The sequence below is a fragment of the Proteus sp. CA142267 genome, assembly GCF_003336825.1.
Classification (GTDB): Bacteria; Pseudomonadota; Gammaproteobacteria; order Enterobacterales; family Enterobacteriaceae; genus Proteus; species Proteus terrae.
This window is the reverse complement of sequence record NZ_QPMG01000024.1, coordinates 1-1,207: the sequence shown is the minus strand read 5'-3', so window position 1 is coordinate 1,207 and position 1,207 is coordinate 1. Positions and strand designations below refer to the sequence as shown.

Below are 1,207 nucleotides of genomic sequence, written 5' to 3'. Positions count from 1 at the left end.
AGTTGGATGGAGAGCAGGCGCTTCAGCTTGTTGAGAGTTTAGGTGTTATTGTTCACCGATAAAATCTAGGTAAAAAACGCCTAATGCCCCAATGTGGTACTAATCAAAACGGAGCGAAGCGACATCTTCATCTTGTCTTTGCTTTTCTCCATGATCAGTTATTGGGTCATGGTCTCTTAGCTCGTTAATCTGGCTAAGTTTGGTTAGGTTGGGCTTCTTTCGACACTTCGCAATCCAAGAAATCCCTAGTCCGTTGATTGGTGCTCTTATCAGGTACGCACTGTAATCTTTCGATACCGCAGCGTGATTCGGAGGTAGAGCCGGAATTTCGTTTTCCGGTACGTTTTACTACCACAATTTGCCTGTTTATCCTTTCGGAGACCGGGCTAAGTCCGAGTCAATCAAGTGGTGCATTTGGGTTAATGTCGTTGGCTGGTATTTAATGAGAACGTGACAAGCGCCTCTCACGTTGCTAAGATTGGATTGCGACGTCTAATCTGAGCAACGAATGCACAAGATTTAGAGTACCAGAGCCCTGTGATGCTGTCACGGGGCTTTGTTACATCTGGAGCTTGGTAAACCTCATAAATTCAATTCGCAACGCTCGCCGCAAGGCGTGAACTTGTTTCACGTCGAGGAAGCGGAATTTCTCGAAAGCCTTATACTGTCTCCGTTCACACATGATCGGAGGGTGTCTCTATGTCTCAATTATTTCGTTTGGCATCGCCAGAAGATTACGAATACATCGAAGAATTAAATTTATGGGAATTGTCATTTGATAAGCGACCGGTTCAAGGGGTTCGTTGTGAAGATCCGGTGATCGGGGCAGAAAAATATAATCAAGGGCGTGAAAAATTTAAGGCGTTAGCGTCACGGCATAAAAAACACTGGAAACCGAACGGATTGACCTTTTCGGAGTTGATCCGCTGGGCAATAGAATGCGGAACTCCAGAACAATGTCAGCTTGTTTTAGCGTTATACCATTGCACAAACGATGATGATTATCAGGCGATGGGAATTCAGTTAAGCCGAAGTATTGATAATGCAAATGTCAGTCCGATCATCTTTTTCACAGGTAAAAATCAACGGTTATTAGGTGATATTTCGATGCTAAAACAGCTCGAAGAAAAGGTGCGCTGACGTTAGGTTTACCTATTATTTTATGTATTATCCTATCTATTATTCTATCTCTTATTTTATCTATTTC

1 protein-coding gene is annotated in these 1,207 nt (G+C 43.0%); it reads left to right on the top strand.

The window, feature by feature from the left end:
- Positions 1-699 precede the first annotated feature (699 nt).
- On the top strand, positions 700-1,140 hold the full coding sequence (locus C0T34_RS18065; protein ID WP_015063446.1) for a hypothetical protein: 441 nt from the start codon (positions 700-702) through the stop codon (positions 1,138-1,140).
- Positions 1,141-1,207: the final 67 nt, after the last annotated feature.

Coding starts and splice junctions, on each gene's coding strand:
- C0T34_RS18065 (WP_015063446.1), top strand. CDS start 700: ATGTCTCAATTATTTCGTTTGGCATCGCCAGAAGATTACGAATACATC.